This window comes from Thermus tengchongensis (genome assembly GCF_021462405.1).
Taxonomy (GTDB): domain Bacteria; phylum Deinococcota; class Deinococci; order Deinococcales; family Thermaceae; genus Thermus; species Thermus tengchongensis.
Map to the genome: position 1 here is coordinate 38,031 of NZ_JAKEDU010000007.1, position 16,971 is coordinate 55,001.

The 16,971-nt window shown below is 66.7% G+C and carries 14 protein-coding genes; 5 read left to right on the top strand and 9 right to left on the bottom strand.

The window, feature by feature from the left end:
* Positions 1–24: 24 nt before the first annotated feature.
* Positions 25–1,590, bottom strand: coding sequence for an acyl-CoA carboxylase subunit beta (locus L1087_RS09155; RefSeq protein ID WP_234558616.1), 1,566 nt, complete (start codon positions 1,588–1,590; stop codon positions 25–27).
* Positions 1,591–1,663: 73 nt separating this feature from the next.
* Here L1087_RS09155 and L1087_RS09160 point away from each other — a divergent pair, with 73 nt between their 5' ends.
* Entirely contained in the window at positions 1,664–2,089 is a 426-nt protein-coding gene (locus tag L1087_RS09160) for a hypothetical protein (RefSeq protein ID WP_038042403.1), read from the top strand.
* Positions 2,090–2,156: 67 nt separating this feature from the next.
* Here the strand turns inward: L1087_RS09160 and L1087_RS09165 are convergent, their stop codons facing one another.
* From L1087_RS09165 to L1087_RS09175, 3 genes are read right to left on the bottom strand one after another with little or no spacing between them, the layout of a single operon-like run.
* Positions 2,157–3,098, bottom strand: coding sequence for an electron transfer flavoprotein subunit alpha/FixB family protein (locus L1087_RS09165; protein ID WP_234558617.1), 942 nt, complete (start codon positions 3,096–3,098; stop codon positions 2,157–2,159).
* 10 nt (positions 3,099–3,108) lie between these two features.
* Entirely contained in the window at positions 3,109–3,852 is a 744-nt protein-coding gene (locus tag L1087_RS09170; protein ID WP_038042405.1) for an electron transfer flavoprotein subunit beta/FixA family protein, read from the bottom strand.
* Positions 3,853–3,862: 10 nt separating this feature from the next.
* Positions 3,863–5,008, bottom strand: a complete 1,146-nt coding sequence (locus tag L1087_RS09175) for an acyl-CoA dehydrogenase family protein (RefSeq protein WP_135260431.1) — start codon at positions 5,006–5,008, stop codon at positions 3,863–3,865.
* A 113-nt stretch (positions 5,009–5,121) separates the two neighbouring features.
* Between L1087_RS09175 and L1087_RS09180 the strand changes: the two genes are divergently transcribed.
* From L1087_RS09180 to L1087_RS09190, 3 genes are all read left to right on the top strand, one after another.
* Positions 5,122–8,028: an ATP-binding protein gene (locus tag L1087_RS09180; protein WP_135260432.1), complete on the top strand. Its 2,907-nt coding sequence runs from the start codon at positions 5,122–5,124 to the stop codon at positions 8,026–8,028.
* On the top strand, positions 8,006–8,371 hold the full coding sequence (locus tag L1087_RS09185; RefSeq protein ID WP_234558618.1) for a response regulator transcription factor: 366 nt from the start codon (positions 8,006–8,008) through the stop codon (positions 8,369–8,371). Before L1087_RS09180 ends, L1087_RS09185 begins: the two co-directional genes overlap by 23 nt.
* 63 nt (positions 8,372–8,434) lie before the next feature.
* Complete coding sequence (locus tag L1087_RS09190) at positions 8,435–9,511, top strand: TRAP transporter substrate-binding protein (RefSeq protein WP_234558619.1); 1,077 nt, start codon at positions 8,435–8,437, stop codon at positions 9,509–9,511.
* 9 nt (positions 9,512–9,520) lie between these two features.
* Here L1087_RS09190 and fdhF read toward each other — a convergent pair whose 3' ends face one another.
* The 5 genes from fdhF to L1087_RS09215 are packed head-to-tail and all read right to left on the bottom strand — an operon-like array spanning position 9,521 to position 15,574.
* On the bottom strand, positions 9,521–11,560 hold the full coding sequence (gene fdhF / locus L1087_RS09195; protein ID WP_234558620.1) for a formate dehydrogenase subunit alpha: 2,040 nt from the start codon (positions 11,558–11,560) through the stop codon (positions 9,521–9,523).
* A 1-nt stretch (position 11,561) separates the two neighbouring features.
* Positions 11,562–12,161 carry a 2Fe-2S iron-sulfur cluster-binding protein gene (locus L1087_RS09200; RefSeq protein WP_234558621.1) on the bottom strand — a complete coding sequence of 200 codons (600 nt, stop codon included), beginning with the start codon at positions 12,159–12,161 and terminating at the stop codon, positions 11,562–11,564.
* A complete protein-coding gene (locus tag L1087_RS09205; RefSeq protein ID WP_234558622.1) occupies positions 12,151–13,623 on the bottom strand; it encodes an NADH-ubiquinone oxidoreductase-F iron-sulfur binding region domain-containing protein in 1,473 nt (490 codons plus the stop codon). The genes L1087_RS09200 and L1087_RS09205 overlap by 11 nt, the downstream gene beginning before the upstream one ends.
* 36 nt (positions 13,624–13,659) lie before the next feature.
* On the bottom strand, positions 13,660–14,703 hold the full coding sequence (galK, locus tag L1087_RS09210; RefSeq protein ID WP_234558623.1) for a galactokinase: 1,044 nt from the start codon (positions 14,701–14,703) through the stop codon (positions 13,660–13,662).
* A gap of 7 nt (positions 14,704–14,710) precedes the next feature.
* Positions 14,711–15,574 carry a metal ABC transporter substrate-binding protein gene (locus tag L1087_RS09215; protein ID WP_234558625.1) on the bottom strand — a complete coding sequence of 288 codons (864 nt, stop codon included), beginning with the start codon at positions 15,572–15,574 and terminating at the stop codon, positions 14,711–14,713.
* 71 nt (positions 15,575–15,645) lie between these two features.
* On the opposite strand from L1087_RS09215, the gene L1087_RS09220 reads away from it, so the two are divergent.
* A complete protein-coding gene (locus L1087_RS09220) occupies positions 15,646–16,971 on the top strand; it encodes an aminotransferase class III-fold pyridoxal phosphate-dependent enzyme (protein WP_234558627.1) in 1,326 nt (441 codons plus the stop codon).

Below are 16,971 nucleotides of genomic sequence, written 5' to 3' on the forward strand. Positions count from 1 at the left end.
GGCCGACCCCGGCGCCCTCGGGTTTCAGAGGGGGATGTTGTCGTGCTTCTTGAAGGGCCGTTCCTCCTTTTTGTCCCAGAGCATCCGCAGGTGCCGGTAAAGGATGCGCCGGGTGTGGGTGGGGTCGATGACGTCGTCGATGTAGCCCCGGGCCGCCGCCACCCAGGGGTTGTCGAAGGCCCGCTTGTACTCCTCGATTTTCCGGCGGCGGGTTTCCTCGGGGTTGGGGGAGGACTGGATCTCCTTGCGGTAGATGATGTTGGCCGCCCCCTCGGCCCCCATCACCGCCACCGCCGCCGTGGGCCAAGCCAGGACCACGTCCGCCCCCATGTCCTTGGAGTTCATGGCCAGGTAGGCCCCCCCGTAGGCCTTGCGGGCGATGAGGGTGATCTTGGGCACCGTGGCCTCGGCGTAGGCGAAGAGCATCTTGGCCCCGTGGCGGATGATGCCCCCGTGCTCCTGGGCCACCCCGGGCAGGAACCCGGTCACGTCCACCAGGGTGAGGAGGGGGATGTTGAAGGCATCCATGGTGCGGATGAAGCGGGCGGCCTTGTCGGAGGCGTTGATGTCCAGGGCCCCGGCCATGAAGCGGGGGTTGTTGGCGATGACCCCCACGGGGTAGCCGCCAAGCCTTCCCAGGCCCACGATGATGTTCCGGGCGAAGCCCGGCTGGATCTCCAAAAACTCCCCCTCGTCCAGGAGGGTCCTGATGACCTGGTGCATGTTGTAGGGCCTTTTGGCATCCGGATGGACGATCTCCAGGAGCTCCGGAGTGGGGCGGTGGGGGTCGTCCTTGGGCTCCAGGACCGGGGGTTTTTCCCGGCTGTTTTGCGGCAGGTAGGAGAGGAGCTTTTTGATGAGGTCCAGGACCTCCTGGTCGTCCTTGCCCTCCAGGTGGGCCACCCCGCTCCTTTCCATGTGCACCTCCGCCCCGCCCAGCTCCTCAAAGCTCACCTCCTCCCGGGTCACGCTCCGGATCACCTCGGGGCCGGTGATGAACATGTAGCTGGTCCCCCGGCTCATGAGGATGAAGTCGGTCATGGCCGGGCTGTAGACCGCTCCCCCGGCGCAGGGCCCCAGGATGGCGGAGATCTGCGGCACCACCCCGGAGTAGATGGCGTTGCGGTAGAAGACCTCCCCGTACCCGGAGAGGCTGTCCACCCCTTCTTGGATGCGGGCCCCGGCGGAGTCGTTGAGGCCGATGATGGGGGCCCCCACCTTGGCCGCCAGGTCCATGAGGCTGGCGATTTTACGCCCGTGCATCTTGCCCAAGGACCCTCCCAAGACGGTGAAGTCCTGGCTGAAGACGAAGACCAGGCGGCCCCCGATGGTGCCGTAGCCCGTCACCACCCCGTCGGCCGGGGCCTCGAGGCCCTCCATGAGCCCGGTTTCCAGGTGCTCGGCGAAGGGCATGAGCTCCACGAAACTTCCCTCGTCCAGGAGGTAGTCTATTCGCTCCCGGGCGGTGAGCTTCCCCTGCTGGTGTTGCTTGCGGATGCGCTCCTCTCCTCCCCCGAGGAGGACCCTTTTTCGCCTTTCCTCCAGCTCGGCCAGTAGCTCATCCAGGATAAGCTTAGCGTTATCGGCCATACTGCTTGCATGATAAACTGAGAAGCCGGGTTTGCTTCCACAGTAAGGGGGCCCGGCAGGGGAGGTGAGAGGAGTGAAGCGCTGGTTAGGCCTGGTCTTGTTGCTGGCGGTGGCACTTCTTGTGGTCTGGGCTGGGTACCAGGGCTATGCCCGCCTCCGGGCCCTCGAGGGCCGGGTGGCTGCCTTGGAAACCCGGGTTCAGTCTCAGGAAGAGGCCCTCAAAGCCTTGGCGGAGCGGGTGGGCAAGTTGGAAGGTGAGGTCTTCAAGGCCCCGGCTCCTCCTCTTTCCCTGCCCGAGGTGCCTCCCGCGCCTGGTGCTCCTGCTTGGCCCTACGCGGTGGGGGTGGTGGTGGCCGCAGTGCTCCTTTTCTTCCTGTTGCAGCTTCTTCGGGACAATCGGCGGCAGGAGGAGGCCAGGGGGCAAGAACCCCCTTCCCAGGAGAGCCTCGAGGCCTCCCGCATGGAGGACGAAGGAGCCCCTCCCCCCAGGAAGGGGTAGCAGGGCCCGGCCTCCGGGTGGGCGGGGTGGAGGAGTACCCCTGCCCACCCTTTTTTACCGGCCAAGCCTAATCCTTTAGCCTTTTCACCGCCTGGATCAAGGCGGGGAGGACCTGGTGTACGTCCCCCACGATGCCGTAGTCGGCGTGCTTGAAGATGGGGGCCTCGGGGTCTTTGTTCACCGCCACGATGTACTTGCTCTTGTTCATTCCCGCAAGATGCTGGACCGCCCCGGAAACTCCCAGGGCGATGTACAGGGAGGGTTGCACGGTTTTCCCCGTCTGGCCCACCTGTTCGCTGTAGGGCCGCCAGCCGGCATCCACCACCGCCCGGGTGGCTCCCACGGCCCCGCCCAGAAGGGCGGCAAGCTCCTCCACTTGCTTGAAGGCCTCGGGGCTACCCATACCCCGGCCGCCCGTGACCACCACATTTGCCTCGGTGAGGGAAACACCCTTTTTCTCCTCCTGCACCCTCTCCAGCACCTCCACGGTGGGAACCGAGGGGATGGAAAGCGCCACCACCTGGCCCACCTGGCCCAGGGGTTCCGCCAGGGGAGTGGTGTTGGGTTTCACCGTGAGGACCACCGGGGGAGCGCTTTTCACCTTCTGGGTCACCCGGTTCAGGTAGGCGTAACGGGTGGCGTAGACCCATTCCCCTTCCGCCCAGGACTCCAGGGTGTCCTCCAGAAGCCCCGCTTTGAGGGCATAGGCCACCCGGCCCAGGTAGGCCCGGCTCTGCCTCGAGGAGGGCGCCAGGATGGCCTTGGCCCCTGCCTTGGCCGCTTCCAGCACCCCAGCCGCCCACCGCTCGGCAGTGTAGGGGCCGAGCTCGGCCACGTAAAGGGTTTCCACGTAGCCTCGGGCCTCTTCCACGGGGGCTTGGCCTTCCGCCAAAAGCACCCCGGCCACCCCTTCTCCAAAGGCCTCGGCCAGCTTCCGGGCCCGGGTGAGGGCCTCGAGGCTCGCCTTCCTCAGCCTGCTGCCGTCGTGGTCCAGCACCACCAGGATCATGGGCTACCTCCTAGATGACCTTGGCTTCCTCGTGGAGAAGCCGCACCAGCTCCTCCGCCGCTGCCGCCGGGTCCTTGCCGTCCAGGATCTTCCCCAAACGGGCCTTTTCCTGGATGCTCTCCTCCAGGATCTCCACCCTGGCCCCACCCTGGAAGGCCACCTTGCGGATCTCCTTCTTCTTGGCCTTCATGATGCCGGGCAGGGTGGGGTAGCGGGGCTCGTTCAGGCCTTGTTGCGTGGTGAAGACGGCAGGAAGCCGGACCCTCACCCACTCGGCCCCTTCGTCCAGGTCGTGCTTGGCCTTGGCGGTTTCCCCTTCCAGCTCGAGGGCCGTGGTCCAGGCCACCACCGGCACGCCCAGGGCTTCCGCCAGGGCCCCGCCTAGGGCCTGGCTATCCCAGTCCGCCTGTTGCCCGCCCGTGAGGATGAGGGTTGGGGATTCCTCCTTCAGGATAGGGGCCAGGGCCTCGGCCACGGTCACGGGATCCGCATAGCCCTCGTAAACCACGTGGATGCCCCGATCCATCCCCATGGCCAAGGCGGTGCGGATGGCCTCCTCCGTGCGCTCCGGGCCAAAGCCCACCACGATGGCCTCGCCCCCGTGCTTCTCCTTTAGGCGAAGGGCTTCCTCCACCCCGTACTCGTCCATTTGGTCCAGGATCAAGGTGGCCCCGGAAAGGTCCACCCGATCCCCCTGGATCCTGAGCCTGCTTTCCCCATCGGGTACCTGCCTGATGACCGCCACGAACTTCATCCCTCACCTCCTATTCCGCCAGGATGTGCCTGGCGATGATGAGCCTCTGGATCTCGTTGGTGCCCTCGTAGATCTGGTTGAGCTTCACGTCCCTCAAGAGCTTCTCCACCGGGAACTCCCGCACGTACCCATAGCCCCCGTGGATCTGGATGGCCTGGTTGGCGGCTTCAAAGGCGATCTCCGAGGCGTAGGCCTTGGCGATGGCGCTGGCGTGGGCGTGGGGAAGGCCCTGGTCGGCAAGCCAGGCGGCGTAGTAGGTGTACATGCGGGCGGTTTCGATGCCGATCAGCATATCCGCCAGCTTGAACTGGATGGCCTGGAAGTTGGCAATGGGCTGGCCGAAGGCCTCCCGCTCCTTGGCGTACTTCTTGGCCTCGTCCAGGGCCCGCCGAGCCACCCCCACGCTGCCCGCCGCCACGGGGATGCGGGTTTTGTTGAGGGTGTTCATGGCGATCTTGAAGCCCTCGCCCTCCTCCCCCAGGCGGTTGGCCACGGGCACCTTCACGTCCTCAAACACCAGCTCGTAGGTGCCGGAGGCCCTTTGGCCCATCTTGCCGTGGATCTTTACGGCGCTAAAGCCCGGGGTACCCTTTTCCACCACCAGGGCCACCACCCCCTTGTGGCGGAGCTCGGGGTTCAGGGTGGCGAAGACCACCACCCACTCGGCCTCGCCCCCGTTGGAGATCCACATCTTGGTGCCGTTGAGGATGTAGTAATCCCCCTGGCGCACCGCCCTGGTCTTGAGGGCGGCGGCATCCGAGCCGTTTCCCGGCTCGCTGAGGGCGAAGGCGGCCAAGGCGGGTTTCTCGGTAAGGGGCTTGAGGAACCTACGCTTTTGCTCCTCGGTGCCGGCCAAGAGCACAGGGGTGATTCCCAGGTCGCTGGCCATGGGGATGGTGTAGATGCCCATGCAGGCGTAGGCCAACTCTTCCCCCACGATGACCTCGTCCAGCATCCTGAGGCCCATCCCCCCGTACTCCTCGGGGATGATGGCGTTCAGGAGGCCTACCTCGTGGAGCTTTTCTATGACCGGCCAGGGCACCTCTTCCTTCTCGTCGTACTCCTGGGCCACGGGGAGGATCACCTCCTTGGCGAAGCGCCGGGCCAGGGCCTGGAGCTGCCGTTGTTCCTCGGTGAGGCTGAAGTCTATGGGCATAACCTCCTCCTTGGCGGCCTGCCAGGGGTGGGGCCTAGGGCCCGCTCTTTGACCCAGTCTAAGATTTTGCCCACCCCCTTGCAACCCCGCCCCCATGCTACCATTGGAGGCAGATGAGAGCCTCGGGCCAGCTGGAGATCCTTGGACGCTTCCAGAGAGCCTTATTAAGAGATTTGGAGCCCGTGCAAATACTTCGCAACCTCCTCGAGGTGGCCACGGAGGAAGGGGTGGAGCGGGCAGCCCTCTTCCTCTACCGCCGGGAAACCCGGGAGCTTATGGGAGAGGTGGCCTCGGGCCGGGGCCGCCACTATACGGTTTCCGCCATCGCCCTTCCCCTATACGCAAAGGGGCCTGTGCAGGAGGCCTTTTTCGCTGAGGGCCCTGTGCGGCGGGGAGAGGAATGGCTTTTGCCGGTGGTGGGGGAGGAGGCCTCCTACTGCTGGGCCGATCCCGAGGCCCGCTGTACGGTCCGCCCCCGGGCCACCTGGGAAACCCGCTTCCTGGTCTGTCCCAGTTGCCCTTACTTTGCGCCCAAGGGGGTGTTGAGCCTGGAAGGAGTCCCCCAGATCCTGAGGCCTCTTCTGCCCCTTCTGGCCCAGCTTACGGCCCTGGCCTTGAAAAACGGAGAGCTCCTGTCGGAACGAAACCGGGCTTTGGCCGAGCTTTCCCGCCATGCGGAGGCCTTATCCCACGTGAGCGCCTTGGCCCGGGAGGTGGTCAGGGCCCTGGAGCCCGCTGCCGTGCTGGAAACCCTGGCCCAGGCCCTTTCAGGGCGCTTTGGTTTCTTCCGGGTGACCGTGGCCCTGGTGAAGGGGGAGAAGGGCAAGGACTACCTGGAGGGCTACCTCACGGTGCGGGGAAAAGACGTGTACTGGACGGAGGGCATCAGCCGCATCCGCCTGTCCCTGGCTTCTTCTCCGGATCCCCTGGCCAAGGCGGTGCGGGAACGGAGGACCCTGGTTGTGGCAAGGGAGAGCCTGCCCCCGGAAGTGGCCCAGGAGATGGGTCCCAGCGTGGCCTTTGTCCCCATCCTGGCTGAGGAAGAGGCCTTGGGGGCGGTGTCCGTGGACCACGGGCCTGGGGGGCCAGGGGTGAGCGAGGCGGAGGTGCGTTACGTGGAGCTCCTTGCGGGCGTGGCGGGGGTGGCCCTCAGGAATGCCCAGCTTTACCGGGAAAAGAAGGAGCTTTCCCTGGCCTTGGCTGCGGAGCGGGGGCGGCTTTTCCAGGTTCTGGAGGAGCTTCCCGACGGCGTGGTGGTGCTTTTTGGTTCCGAGGGTTTTGCCAACGGAAAGGCCCGCCAGGCGCTTGCCGTGGGGTCCACGGTGTCCCTCGAGGACCTGCCCGCAGCCCTAGGGCCTGCCTTGGAAGGAGGAAGGCTGGAGTTCAGCCTGAGAGGGGCTACGTATAGCGTCCGGGGAAAACAGGTGGGGGAGATGCGGGTCTTGGTTCTCCACGACATCACTGAGCGCACCCGTATGGAAAGGGCCCTGAGGGAGCAGGTGGCCTTCACCCAGACCTTGGTGGACCTGGCCAAGGAAGCCTTGCGCCAGCCGGGTCTCGCTCCGTTGACCGGCGCCATCGTCAAGCGTCTGCAAGCCCTCTTTGGCGCGGATGAGGGGTTGCTCTTGGCGGAGGAGGGGGGTAGCCAAAGGGTGCTTTACAGCACTTGTGCCCTTCCTGGACCCCTTCCCCGGCCCAATCTTCTGGAAAAAGCCCTTATGGAGGGAAAGCCCCTGGGGGCAGGGGTCCTGGAGGTACAGGATTGCGGGGTGGCGCAGACGCTGGGCCTTCAGAGCGCCTTGGTGGTTCCCTTCCGGGCGGGGGGGTTCCGGGGTGGACTCTTGCTGGGCTTTCAGCGGGAGAGGCGTTTTTCCGATAGGCTCCTCTCCCGGCTGGATCAGGTGGGGACCCTGCTGGCTTTGGTGCTGGAAAAGGCCCGCTTTTTGGAACTGCTGGAGGCCGAGGAGGAGCGCCTCAAGGCGCTTTTAGAGCACTCCCAGGGCGTGGTCTACGTGCTGGATGGGGAAGGGTTTATCCGTTATGTGAGCCCCAGCGTGGGCCCGGTGCTGGGCTATGACCCCGAAGGGTACAAAAGCGCTCCCTTAAGGGCCCTGGATTTCGTCCACCCTGAGGACCGAGCGCTGGCGGAGGCCCTGTTCTACGAGCTTTTGAGCCACCCGGGGGAGGTCCTCACCGGGGAGTTCCGGGTCCTTCACGCGGACGGCACCGCGATTCCCGTGGAGGCCTGGGGGCGGAACCTCCTGGCTGACCCCCGGGTGCAAGGGGTGGTGGTGGACCTGCACGACCTCCGTCCCAGGCTGGAGGCCGAGCGGCTTAAGGGGGAGTTCATCGCCGCCGTAAGCCACGAGCTCCGCACCCCTTTGGCGGTGATCATGGGCCTGGCCGAGCTTCTTCGCGAAGAGGGGCTTTCTCCCTCGGCCCGGGAGTCGGTGGACCTTATCCTGGAAAGCGCCTTCCGGCTCAAGACCATGGTGGATAACCTCCTGGACACCAGCCGCCTCGAGGCCGGCCGCTTTGAGGTGAGCCGAAGACCCGTGAACCTGAGGCCCCTTCTTCAGGACCTGGCCAGGAGCTTCCAGGGGGTGGCCCGGCTTTCGGGGGTGGAGTTCCGCGTGGAGGTGGCCGAGCTGCCCGTGATGGAGGCTGACCCTGACCGCCTGGTGCAGGTGGTGGGCAACCTGCTTTCCAACGCCTTCAAGTTCACCCCGCCGGGCGGGCAAGTCTGTCTTCGGGCCCGGCAGGAAGGGGATAGGGTGCTCCTGGAGGTGGAGGACACGGGTCCCGGCATTCCCAAGGAGGAGCTTCCCAAGCTCTTCCAACGCTACGCCCGGGCCAAGAACGCCCAGACCCGGGGGGTTTCGGGCACGGGGCTTGGCCTTTTCATTTCCAAGCACATCGTGGAGGCCCATGGGGGCCAGATTGAGGTGGAAAGCGAGGAGGGAAAAGGAAGCCTCTTTAGGGTTATCCTGCCTGTATATGGCCCGCATCCTTCTGGTTGAGGACGAACCCTTGGTGGCCCACCTGGTGCGCCGCATCCTGGAGCGGGCCGGGCACCAGGTGGACTGGGCCTCTTCCGGCCAGGCGGCCTTGGACAAGCTTTCGGAATCCTACGATCTCGTGGTGTGCGATCTGGTGATGCCCGGGGTATCGGGCCTCGAGGTGATTCAAAGGATACGGGCCTTGGGCCTCTTTACCCCCATCCTGGCCCTTTCCGCCAGCGTTTCCGAGAAAAGCCGGCGGGAGGCCCTCGAGGCGGGGGCGCAAGCCTTCCTGGGCAAACCCTTTGAAACCCAGACCCTGTTGGCCCAGGTGGACCGCCTGTTGACCCGGGAGGACGGGTAACGGAGCTTTGGATGGCCTAAATGACCCAGGGCGGGTTGGTGTATACTTATAAGGGAGGAAGGTATGAGGCGAAGGCAGTTTCTCAAAGGGGTAGGGGTGGGTCTAGCAGCAAGCCTTTCCTACGGGGCCTTTGCCCAGGCCGCCCCGCAGGTGCGCTGGCGGCTTGTTTCCAGTTACCCGAGGAGCCTGGATACCCTCTATGGCGGTGCCGAGGATCTGGCCAAGCGGGTGGCAGAGCTCACCGGGGACCGTTTTCAGATCCGGGTCTACCAGGCGGGGGAGATCGTTCCTGGAGGCCAGGTGCTGGATGCGGTCCAGCAGGGCACGGTGGAGGCGGGCCACACCTATGGCCCTTTCTATGTGGGAAAGAACCCCACCCTGGCCTTTGACGGGGGCGTGCCCTTTGGCATGACCTACCGCCAGCACAACGCCTGGATGCGCTACGGCGGAGGGCTGGAGCTGTTGCGCCAGGTCTACGCCGACTTTGGCGTGCTTCAGTTCCCGGGAGGCAACACCGGGGCCCAGATGGGGGGATGGTTCCGCAAGGAGATCCGGACTTTAGCCGACCTCAAGGGCTTGCGCATGCGCATTCCTGGCCTTGGCGGCCTGGTGATGGGGCGGCTTGGGGTGGTGCCCCAGACCCTGGCCGCTGGGGATATCTACCCGGCCTTGGAGCGGGGTACCATCGACGCCACCGAGTTTTCTGGCCCCTACGACGACGAGAAGCTGGGCTTTTACAAGGTGGCCCGCTACTACTACTACCCCTCCTTCTGGGAACCCAGCGCCCAGCTTTCCTTCCTGGTTTCCCAAAGGGAGTGGCAACGCCTTCCCAAGGAGTTCCAGGAGGCCTTCCAGGTGGCAGCTGCCGAGGTCAACCTCACCATGATGGCCAAGTACGACGCCCAGAACCCCCCGGCCCTGAACCGCCTTCTCAAGGCGGGGGTGCGGTTGCGCCGCTGGCCCGCGGAGATCATGAGGAAGGCCCTCGAGGAAGCCCGGGCCCTTTACGAGGAACAGGCGGCCAAGGACGCCACCTACCGCAAGGTGTACTCCGCTTACTGGGCCTTCCGCAACGAACAGTACCGCTGGTTCGCCGTGGCCGAGCTGGGCTATGAAAGCTTCGCCTTCCCCACCGTCTAAGGGGGCTTGTCAGTCCAGTTTCTCCAGGCGCACCGCCGCCACCTTGTACTCGGGGATGCGGCTTGTGGGATCCAGGGCGTCCAAGGTCAAGCGGTTGGCGGGGGCCTCGGCGAAGTGGAAGGGGGCATAGACCACCCCTTCGGGGGTGCGGTCCGTGACCCAGGCCCGGGCCCGGATGCGGCCCCGGCGGCTCACCACCTGGATGATCTCCCCGTCGTGGATCCCTAGCCGTCCGGCGTCCTTGGGGTTCACCTCCACCTTGAGCTCTGGATACGCTTCCTGGAGCCGGCTGTTGCGGCTTAGGGTGCCCCCGTGCCAGTGGTAGAGCACCCGGCCGGTGGAGAGGACAAGGGGGTACTCCTCCGAGGGGGTTTCCGCCGGCGGGGTGAAGTGGACTGGGATAAAGCGGGCCTTCCCCGAGGGGGTGTTGAAGCGCTCTCGGAAGAGCACCGCCTCGCCTGGGTGGTCCTCCTGGGGGCAGGGCCAACGCACGCCTTCCCCCTCTAGGCGCCGATAGGTGATCCCGCCCACCATTTCCGGAACCGCCTGGCGGATCTCCTCCCAGATGGCCTCGGGGCCCGGGTGGAGGGTCCAGGGGCGGCCCAGGGCCTGGGCCAGGCGTTTCCCCAGTTCCCGGGTGATCCACCAGTCGGGACGGGCCTCGCCTGGGGGATCCAGGATTTTCCGCACCCGTTGGACCCGGCGGTCGGTGTTGGTGAAGGTGCCGTCCTTCTCCAGGAAGCTGGCCGCCGGCAGGACCACGTGGGCAAAGGGAGTGGTCTCGTTTTCCAGGATGTCCTGGACGATGAGGAAGGGGAGGGCTTCCAGCTGGGCCTTCAGATGGTCTTGGTAAGGCTCGCTGGTCACAGGATCCTCCCCGATGAGGTAGATGGCCTCCACCTCGGGGATTCTCTCGAAGACCTCGGTCATGCGCAGGCCGGGGTCGGGGTTCAAGGGGGTTGCCCAAAGGGCTTCAAAGCGCCTTCTGACCTCCTGGTCCGCCACCTTCCAATACCCTGGGAGGACATCGGGCAAAGCCCCCATGTCCCCGGCCCCTTGCACGTTGTTCTGGCCCCGCAAGGGGTTCAGGCCCGCCCCCTCCTTCCCCACCTTGCCTGTGAGCAGGGCCAGGTTCACCAGGGCCTGAACGGTGGCCGTTCCCTTGGTGTGCTGGGTGAGACCCATGGCCCAGTAGGTCCCGGCCCTTTCCGTGGTGGCGTAGAGCCGGGCGGCCAGGGCGATCTTTCCCCTTTCCACCCCGGTGATGCGCTCGGCCTCCTCGAGGGTGTAGGCCTCCAGGGAAGCCCGCCACTCGGCGAAGCCCTCGGTGCGCGCTTCCACGTAGGCCCGGTCCCAAAGGCCCTCCTCCAGGATGAACCGGGCCATGGCGTTGAGGAGAAAGAGGTCGGTGCCGGGGCGCACCCGGAGCCAAAGGGTGCTGGCCTCCGCCATCCCCGTGTACCGGGGGTCCACCACGATCATCTGGGCCCCTTGGCGAACGCGTTTCTTGATCATAGCTCCGATGACCGGGTGGGTTTCCGTGGTGTTGGAGCCCACCACCAGGAAGAGGTCGGTTTTCCAGATGTCCTCCAGGGGGTTGGTCATGCTGGCCCCACCTAGGGAGCGGGAAAGAGCGGCGGTGGAGGAGGAATGGCACAGCCTGGAGCAGTGGTCCACATGGTTGGTTCCAAGAAGGGCCCGGGCCAGCTTCTGGGCCAGGTAGACCTCCTCGTTGGTGGTTTTGGCGGAGGGGAAGACGGCCAGGGCCTCCGGCCCTCGGCGCCCAAGCACCTCTAGTAGCCTTCTTGCCGCGAAGTCCAAGGCCTCCTCCCAGGTGGCCCGACGCAAAGGGGCACCCTTCCGCTCCCGCACCATGGGGTAGAGGAGGCGTTTTCCCGAGAAGGGGAAGTCCAGGCCAAAGCGGCCCTTCACGCAGAGGGCCCCGTGGTTGGGAGGGATCTCCGCGCCCCGCACCTCCACGATGCGGCCCTCCTTGAGCCGGGGTTCCACCTGGCAACCCACGCCGCAATAGGGACAGGTGGTGCGCACGCTACACCTCCATGCTTAGGGGCCTGAGGGCCCCTGTGGGGCATACCTGGATGCAGTTGCCGCAGAAGACGCAAGGGGTTTCCGGAAGGGGCCGGTCCAGGGGAGTGGTGGGGTGGGCCAGGAGGCCCCTGCCCTCCAGGGTGAGGGCGTAGACCCCCATGATCCCATCCCCGCAGGCGTCCACACAGCGGCGGCAGTTCACGCATTTGGCGTAGTCCCGGAGGTAAAAGGGGTTATCCTTCAAGACCTCCCGTCCCCGCCTCCCGGGAACCTCCCCCCAGCGTTCGGGCTCCGCTCCGTACCGCTCCATGAGGGCTAGGAGGTCTGGGGCTTGGGCGAGGTCGGTGGTAAGGGCTAGCCACTCCAGAAGGGTTTTCCGGAGGGTTCTGAGCCCCTCTGTTTCCGTCCGTAGCTCCATCCCCTCCCGGGCCTCGGTGGCGCAGGCGGGGACGAGGCGGCCATCGGCCTCCACCAGGCACAGCCGGCAAAGCCCCCGGGTTTCCGTGTGGGGGTGGTGGCAGAGGGTGGGGACCTCGGCCACCTCCAAAAGGAGCGTCCCGGGATGCGCCTCCACTTCCTTGCCGTTCACCCTAAGCCGCACCTTCCACCTCCAAAAGGCTTTGGTATGCCCAGAAGGCCGACTGGCCGAGGCCGCAGAGGCTTCCTTTCAGGGTGGCGGCCAGGTCGGCCACCAGGCTGGGGTTTCGCTCCCGCCGCTTCACCATCTCCACCTGCACCGCGGTGCCCAGGGGGCAGGGGAAGCACTTGCCGCAGGACTCCTCCTGGAAGAAGTGGGCGAGGCCCAAGAGCACCTCCCACAGGTCCACGCCCTCGCCGAAGGCCACCAAGGCGCCCGCTCCCAGGGGAAGCCTCTCCCGGTAGCGCAAGGGGAAGGCCCAGTCCCGGGTGAAGACCCCCGCCGCCCCTCCCAGGAGGACCGCTTGGAGCGCCTCGGGCTCCCCGCCCGCCCGCCGCAAGGCCTCCCCTAAGGGGGTGCCCAGGGGGAGCTCGTAGAGGCCTGGCCTTTCCACATCCCCGCTGACGGAGAAGAGCTTGGGCTCCCGGGCCCGCCAGGCTGCGGGGCCTTCCCGCAGGATGAGGGGGAGGTTGGCCAGGGTTTCCACGTTCTGCACCAGGGTGGGCCTACCCCAAAGGCCCCGCTCCACCGGGAAGGGGGGCTTGAGGCGGGGCTCGGCCCGCCGGCCCTCCATGGACTCTAAAAGGGCGGTTTCCTCGCCGCAGATGTAGAGGCCGCCGCTGCGAAAGACCTCGAGGGGCACCGGCGCAAGCCCGGCCACCTCCAGCTCCCCGATGGCCTTCTCCAGCCCCCGGATGGCGGCCTCGAACTCCTCCCGCACGTAGAGGTAGGCCCGCTCTGCCCCGATGGCCCAAGCGGCCAAGAGGGCGCCCTCCAGGACCAAAAAGGGGTGGTGCTCCAGGAGGAAGCGGTCCTTGAAGTTCCCGGGTTCGGACTCGTCGGCGTTCACCACCAGGTACCGGGGGGGCTCCCCCCGGGCCACGGCCCGCATCTTGATGTGGGTGGGGAAGGCGGCCCCGCCCCGGCCCAGGAGCCCTGCCTCCTCCACCGCCTGGAAGAGGGCTTCCGGCGTCAGGTGCCCCTTTTGCAGGGCCTCCAGGGCCTTTAGCCCCCCTAGGGACCGGTACTGGGCCAGGCTTTCCACGGGCTCTGGGGGCAGAAGCCGCTCCCCGTGGCCTAGGGCGAAGGGGAGCCGGAACTCGGCGAAGGGGACCAGGCGCCCCTCCCACTCCACGAAGCGCCCCTCGGGCGTGAAGCGCAGGTAGCTGGGGGCCAGGGCCTCGAGGCCCAAGGGGGGGTAGGTCCCGTCGGCTTTTTCCCGCAGCAGGGCGAACCCCCGCGCCCGGGCCACGGGGTCGTCCACCAAAAGCCTGCCTTGGGGTAGGCCCCGGTACCGGGGGTAGTAGCGGACCACCCCCCAGGCCTGGGCCAGGGGCACCCCCGCCAGGCGGGCGGCCTCCGCCACCTTCTCCTCCGTGAGGGGCAGGCGTTCGTCCAGGAGGGGGAGGAGGCTGGGCTTTCCCATGCCCTTAGCTTACCCGGCCGAAGGGGGCTGCTCCGTTCAGAGGATGCGCAGCTGGGGGAAACCGGCGTGGAGGGCCCTCTGAAAATCCTCCACCCGCCCCTCGGGCACCAGGGCCACCACCGCCCCGCCGAACCCTGCCCCCGTGAGCTTGGCCCCGTAGGCCCCGGCCTCCAAGGCCGCCTCCACCAGGGCGTCCAGCTCGGGAAGGCTCACCTCGTAGTCCTGGGAAAGGGAGCGGTGGCTTTGAGTCATGAGCTCGCCGAAGGCCTTGACATCCCCTCTTCGGAGCGCCTCTACCCCCCTTAGCACCCGGAGGTTTTCCCCCACGATGTGCCGGGCCCGTTTGTCCAAGGGGGAGGGCAGGCTTTCCACCAGGCAGAGGTCGGCCACGTCCCGCAATGAACGTACCCCAAGCCTTCTGGCGGCCTCCTCCGCCTCCTGCCGCCTCTCGTTGTACCCCGCCTCCGCCAGGCGGCGCCCAAGCCCCAGGTCTAAGACCACCACCCGCACCCCAGGGGGCAGGGGAAGGTTTTCGTGGGCCAGGGTGCGGGTATCCAGGAAAAGGGCTTTGCCCACCTCCCCGAGGCTGGCGGCCATCTGATCCATGATGCCGCAGCGCACCCCCACGTACTCCACCTCGGCCTTCTGGGCCAGGAGAGCCACCTCCAGGTCGCTTAGGGGCAGGCGGAAGAGGGCGCGGAGGGCCTTGAGGGCGGCCACCTCCAGGGCGGCGGAGCTGGAGAGGCCGGCCCCCATGGGCAGGTCGCTCCGGATGTACAAACGGGCCCCCGGCACGGGATGCCCGGCCTCCCTCAGCGCCCAGACCACCCCCAGGAGGTAGTCCAGGAAGTCCCCCTGGGGGGGGCTTTCTAAGGGCCTGGCCCTAAGCTCCCTCAGGGTTTCGCTGTAGGCCTCCACCCGTCCCTCCGCCCGGCCCGCCTCCACCCGGGTGAGGTAGGGGAGGGAGGTGGGGAGGACATAGCCCTCTTGGTAGTCGGTGTGCTCCCCCAGCAGGTTCACCCGCCCCGGGGCCTGGGCGCTGGCCTCGGGCAGGGTGCCGAAGACCTCTTTAAACCCCATGCCTCCATTATGGGCATAGGGCCTTGAGGTTGTGGTCCAAGAGGGCCAGGTAGCCATTCACCTTCTGGTCCAGGGTATCGGTGTACATCACCACGAGCCTAGCCCCCAAGGCCTCCGCCAAGGTCTTAAGGGCAGTGCCCCGAAACTGGGGCTCGGCCAGGACCAGCTTCACTCCTTCCCGCTTGGCCCTTTCCAGGAGTGCCAAAAAGCTCTTGCTGCCCACCTCCTGGGCTTCGGCTTGTTGGTTCATCAGGGCTCCCACTACCACCAGACCGTAGCGCCGGGCGAAGTAGGCGTAGGCGTCGTGCTGTACCACCACCTTTTTCCCCTTGAGGCCGCAGGCCTGGAAGGCTTGGTCCCGCCTAGCTACCTCCTGGCGGAAGCGGTTCAGGTTGGCCCGGTACTGGGCCTGGCCCTGGGGGTCCAGGCGGCTGAGCTCCTGGGCGATGCGCTCCGCGTAGCGCACCGCGTAGGTGGGGTCCAGCCAGAGGTGAGGGTTGCAGGGGCCGTGGTGATGGTCTTCTTCGCCGCGGGCTTCTTCGTGGGTTTCCCCCGCGCAGATGAGGCCGGGTTGCCCTTCTCCCAGCTTCACCACCCGGGCCCCTGTGGGGAGGAGGCTTTGCAGCTTGGGCAGGTAGGCCTCGAGGCCCAGCCCATTGGCGAAGAGAAGGCGGCTTTGCGCTAGAGCCTTGGCCGTGGCCGGGCTGGGGTCAAAGGTATGGGGGTCAGCCCCTGGAGGGACCACGCTCACCACCTGCACCCGGCTACCTCCCACCTGGCGCACCAGGTCGGCCAGGATGGGCGTGGTGGCGGCTACCGGCACCTGGGCCAGGGCAGGGCCCAGGAAGAGGAGGAGAAACCAAGGCCTCATGGCAATAGTGATAAGCCATTTTCATATATTTGTCAAGGTGGGGATGGGGAATGGGCGTATAATCCGGGCAAATGGACCTGAAAGCCCTGCACAAGAAGCACGTCCTCACCCCCTGGGTAGCGCAGGCTGGCCTCAACCCTCCCCTTCTGGTGCGCGGAGAAGGGGTCTGGCTCTACGACGAGGAGGGGCACCGCTACCTGGACTTCTCCGCGGGGCTGGTGGCGGTGAACCTGGGCCACGCCCACCCCAGGCTGGTGGGGGCCATCGCCGAGCAGGCGGCGAGGCTGGCCTACGCTGCCCCCAGCCTCTTCCACGACGGGCGGGCCCTCCTGGCCAAGGCCCTTTCCGACCTCGCCCCCTGGGAGGAGGGCGCCCGGGTCTTCTTCACCCCTTCGGGCACGGAAGCCAACGAGGACGCGGTGAAGTTCGTCCGCCAGCTCACTGGGCGCTTCAAGGTGCTGGCCGCCTACCGCTCCTTCCACGGGGCCACCCACGCCTCGGCCAGCCTCACCGGGGAGAACCGCCGTTGGCCCGCAGAGCCAGGCACGGCCCCGGGGGTGGTGCACTTCTTCGCTCCTTACCCCTACCGGAGCCCCTTCTTCACCGAGGATCCCCAGGAGGAAACCCGCCGGGCCCTGGAGCATCTGGAAAGGGTTCTCCTCCACGAGGACCCGAGCCGAGTAGCGGCCATTTTCCTGGAGCCGGTGGTGGGTTCCAACGGGGTCATCGTCTACCCGGAAGGGTACCTGGAAGGGGTGCGGGCCCTTTGCGACCGGCACGGCATCCTCCTGGTCTTTGACGAGGTGATGACGGGCTTCGGCCGTGTGGGGGCGGCCTTCGCCGCGGAGCGCTTCCGCGTGGTGCCCGACCTCATCACCTTCGCCAAGGGGGTCACCTCCGCCTACGTGCCCCTGGGTGGGGTCTTGGTGCGGGAGGGCCTGGCCCGCCACTTTGACCAGGTGCCCCTCCCCACGGGACACACCTACGCCGGGCACCCCCTGGCGGTGGCGGCGGGGCTGGCCGCCCTTCAGGCCTACCGGGAAGAGGGGATCTTCGAGCGGGTCCGCGCCTTGGAAGGGTTTTTCCGAGAAGCCCTGGAGGGCTTGGCGCGGGAGCACCCCTTGGTGGGGGAGGTGCGGGGCCTGGGGGCCTTCTACGCCCTGGAGCTCGTCAGGGACCGGGAGAGCCGGGAACCCCTTTCCCCCTGGCACGCGCCCTTTAGCCCCCCCATGCAGGCCCTCCTCAAGGAGCTTCTGCGGGAAGGGGTCTATGTGTTGGCCAAGCACAACGTCCTCATCGTGGCCCCGCCCCTCACCATCCGCGAGGAGGAGTTTTTGGAGGGGGTGGAGCGCCTCGCCCGCGCCCTAAGGCGGGTGGAGGTGGAGGCCTTGGGCTAA